Source organism: Pseudoxanthomonas sp. LjRoot204_2 (assembly GCF_056175765.1).
In genome coordinates, this window is the sequence record NZ_JBGFFG010000310.1 from 1 (window position 1) to 4100 (window position 4100).

3 protein-coding genes and 1 pseudogene are annotated in these 4100 nt (G+C 65.8%); 1 reads left to right on the top strand and 3 read right to left on the bottom strand.

Going from position 1 to position 4100, the window contains the following annotated elements; all coding sequences use genetic code 11:
• The 3 genes and pseudogenes from AC04L7_RS13650 to AC04L7_RS13660 all read right to left on the bottom strand — a co-directional run.
• Positions 1-146: pseudogene (locus AC04L7_RS13650) on the bottom strand (inorganic diphosphatase); the annotation flags it as partial.
• 65 nt (positions 147-211) lie between these two features.
• Entirely contained in the window at positions 212-1600 is a 1389-nt protein-coding gene (locus AC04L7_RS13655; RefSeq protein ID WP_475513208.1) for a purple acid phosphatase family protein, read from the bottom strand.
• A complete protein-coding gene (locus AC04L7_RS13660) occupies positions 1597-2751 on the bottom strand; it encodes a phytase (RefSeq protein WP_435999800.1) in 1155 nt (384 codons plus the stop codon). Before AC04L7_RS13660 ends, AC04L7_RS13655 begins: the two co-directional genes overlap by 4 nt.
• 168 nt (positions 2752-2919) lie before the next feature.
• On the opposite strand from AC04L7_RS13660, the gene AC04L7_RS13665 reads away from it, so the two are divergent.
• A partial coding sequence (locus tag AC04L7_RS13665; protein WP_475513209.1) for a TonB-dependent receptor plug domain-containing protein occupies positions 2920-4100 on the top strand: 1181 nt, incomplete at its 3' end.

Genomic DNA, 4100 nt, shown 5'->3' on the forward strand with positions numbered 1-4100 from the left:
ATCTCGTACTTGGTGAAACTGCCCGCGGGAATCTCCACGGCCAGCAGCACCTCGTCCGGCGCGGCCTTCGGCTGCTGGGCGAGGAACGGATGGCGGATGTGCGCTTCGCGGGCGAAGGCAGTACCCGCCGATACGGCGAGCACCATCGCGAGCAACAGCGGCGTCGTGCGCTTCGACATGGCGAAAGTCCTTGGATGGTCGGAGGAAGGATTCATTCCCAGCACCGGTCGGCGCGACCCTTCAGGGTCTCGGCGCGGGTGCAGGTACGTTCCTCGATGCGACCTTCCGCATGTTCGAGGACCCGTTTGCCCGCGGCGCCGCCATCGACAAGGTCGAATGCGTCGTAGAGACGGCCGGTCGCCGTGCGTGCCTCATAGCGCAGGCGCGGACCATCGAAGCGGAGCACCTGGAACAACTGCGTGTCTTCGGCGACAGGACGCATGGTCCTGCGTGCTTCGTCCGAAAGCCGGTACTRCTTGGCGCCGGTGACCGACACGACGAACACCGGTGTCGGTGCTTCGTTCTTCAAACGACCATAGACGTGGTCGTGTCCCTGCAGCACCAGGTCGACCTTGCGCTTGCGGATCACCGGCAGCAGGTGCTGGCGCAACAGCACGTTGTCGCGCCCCTCGCGCGGCGAGAAGAACGGCTGATGGGTCAGCACGATGCTCCAGCGCTTGGGGCTGCTCGCCAAGACACCATCCAGCCATGCCGCCTGCGCCTTCGCGGTGCCGAGGTCGAGTGCCGAAGTGCCGTCGATCACCACCACGCGCACGTCCTGGTAATCGAACCAGTACGTGGTCCGCTTCGCCTGCGCCACGCCGTTGCCCGGCAGCGCGAACGTCACCGGCCAATGCGCACCCAGTACGCGACGTTCCTGCGGGGTGTCCTCGAACTCCTCGAAATACTCGTGATTGCCCGGCGCCGGCGCGACCACCAACGAGGTCGGCAGCACTTCGTTGGCCTCGAACCACTCGCCCCACTCGTTGTCGTCCTCGCCGTCACCGCCACTGACCAGGTCGCCGGCGAACAGCGCCAAGCGCGCATCTGGCGCCGCGCGCATCGCTTCGCGGACGACGCGGGTAGTGAGGCTGACGTTCTTGTTCTGGGTATCGCCGAAGTACAGCAGCGTCAGCGGTGCGCTTGCGGCAGCCGCTGTGCGCGTGTGGTGCCAAGCGCTCCAGGTGCGGTCGCCCTGCACGCGCCACGCGTACAAGGTGTCCGGCTGGAGGCCCGTGACATCCGCGCGATGGTGATGGGCTTCGCCATTCTCGGTCTTCAGCGGCGTGCTGGTCGCCGCGATGCTGCGCGACTCACCCATTTCGGGCGAATCGCCTGCGACGACGATCTCCAGCGAGGGCGTGTCGATGCGCGCATCGGTGCGCCACGCCACCGAGAAACCCGTGGCGGCGTCCTGCGCGGGCGAGGCCACGATGCGATCCGGGAAGCCGCTCGGTGCGTAGCGCACCACGCCCTGCGGCACGCGTGTGTTCGGTTCGGGCTGGCGCGCCGTCGCATCCTGCGCGAGCGATGCCGCGCAGGTCCCCAGCAACAGCGCGGCCAGCACCCACTTCATCCCCGCATCCCCTGCGTTCTTCATTCGACGCGGCACTCCGGCAGCGACAGCGCCTTGGCGATGTCACGCCAGTCGAACGCCGCCACCGCCTGGTCGTCGTCGACGGCATAGAACGCACCCTGCGGGAAGCGCGCATCGGCGCTCTGGTCCAGCCACACGCCGTCGGTGTTCGCGGTCTTGTTGCCGGCGAACGCGCCCTTGTACGCCAGCGTGATGCGCTCGAACACGTGGAACACGCTGCGGTCCTTGAACTGGTCGGTGGCGATCCAATAGCCAGTGCCACCCGCGCACTGCGCCAGCGCCATGCCTTCGGCCTGTGCCTTGAACAGATCCGCGCCGATGTCGCGGCCGCGGTAGGTGCCGTCGAGGCCGTACTCGCGCAGGCCCGTGCCAACGGCGACATCCTCTTCCGCGAGCAACAGGCGGTCGTTCTCCGCATCGCCGAACACGGACTCCGCGATGCGAATCGCGCCGGCCTCGCCGGTGTCGCCGAACGTGCCGGCGAGCGTGGCCTTCCAGCCGCTCTCGGCGCGCTGCAGGTGGTAACGCTTGAAGCGCTGGCCCAGTTCAGCGAGCGGCGGTGGCACGTCTTCGTTTTGTGGCGACATGTAGTTGTCGCTGACGATCACTTCGTACGCGTCCTTCTGCGGTCGCACCCACAGGCCATACGGTTGCTTCAGGTCTTCCGCACCGAACACGAGCAACGGCGTGAAATCGGGCAGCTGGAAGACCTGCACACGACGGTTGTCGCGCTCGACCACCAAGGCCAGATCATCGATCACGGCGATGCCGTTCGGCCGCTGCATCTGCCCCAGCGCGTTACCCGGACCGGAAACGGTGCGCAGCTGCTTGCCCGTACTGCCGTCGTAGACGACCAGGCGATGCGTGTCCTTGGCGGTGGCGATCAGCAGGCGACGCCCGTCGGCCGCACGCCAGCTGGCCGGAGAATCCACGTTCTCGGCCGGCGTGGCCGCAGTGATGAAGGCTTCCGGCACCACGACATGGGCGACCTTCGCCTCGCTCAGCAGCGGATCCTTCTCTACGTGTTCGTCCGGCTCTTTCTCGCGCGCCTGCAGCGGCGCGTCGACGGCGGGTGCGGCAGGCTTCACGCCGCAAGCGACGAGCAGGAAAGGAATAGCGAACAAGGCAAGACGTGGTTTCACTGGGTTCCCCATGACATGAAGGCGTCAACAAACTGCCATGTTCTACGCAGGCCCCATGACATTTTCGTGTCAGTGCACTGCATGCGGATACCTGTCACCACACGGGAACCTGCGTGTCATGTTTCCGCCATGTGACGTGTTTACAAAGTGCCGTTTACTTTCGTCACGGGGACGACACACATGAAACGCAACATTCTGGCCGCCTCGCTTTCGCAGGCGCTGTTCTGCGCTGCGCTGATGCCGGCGAGCTTCACCGCCATGGCGCAGAACCAGGCGCCGGACGCCGGCACGGCCGGCGACCCGAAGCAGCTCGACACCGTCGTGGTACAGGCCGAGATCGCCTACCGCGACCGCACCGACGACATCGCGCCCACGCTGGTCTACGACCTGGAATATTTCCAACGCTTCGAGCCGAACACCGTGGGCGACATGCTCAAGCGCGTGCCGGGCGTGGGCTTCGTCGGTTCCGACATCATGGAATACGACGGCGTGCAGCTGCGCGGCCTGGGCGGGGGCTACACCCAGGTGCTGATCAACGGCAAGAAGGTGCCGGGCGCCGGTGACGACCGCTCGTTCTACGTCGATCGCATCCCCGCGGAGATGGTGGACCACATCGAGATCAAGCGCAGCGCCAGCGCCAATCGAAGCGGCGATGCGATGGCCGGCGCAATCAACATCGTGCTGCGCGATGCCTACGAGTTCACCGGAAGCTACATCCGCGTCGGCGTGAACCGCTGGGACGACGGCGAGATCAACCCGACCTTCGGCGCCGTGACGTCGTTCGAAGCGCTCGGTGGCCGCCTGTTGGCCGGCATCAACGTGCAGGACCGTTACCGCGCGAAGTCCAAGCGCTCGGACCGCTTCACCGACAATACGCGTGAAGAGAAGGTCAGCTGGGAAGACCAGACCGAGGTCAAGGACGGCCGAGACTATTCGGCCAACCTTTCGTACACCGCGGACGTGGGCGACAACGGCCGCTTCAGCATCGACGGCTTCTACGTCAAGACCGATCGCGACGTCACCGAGGTCTCGTTCGAAGAGGAACTGGACGACGACGAGACGATCAACATCCGCGTGCCGGGCCTGGACCCGTACGACCAGAAGAACTACGGCGTCGGCGCCGAATACAAGTTCGACATGGCCGGCGGTACGACGGCCGTGAGCGTCGACCATGCGCGCTTCGAGAATTCGCAGGCCACCACCGAGGGCGAGCAGGTCTACGTCAGTGGTGCGGAGAACTGGGACGACACCTGGAGTATTCCCGCCGACGCAGAATGGGACGAGACCGTCTACAGCGCCGAATCCGTCACCGCCAAGGATTCCGAAACCGGCTTCAGGCTGACCCATGCGCGCCCGCTGGG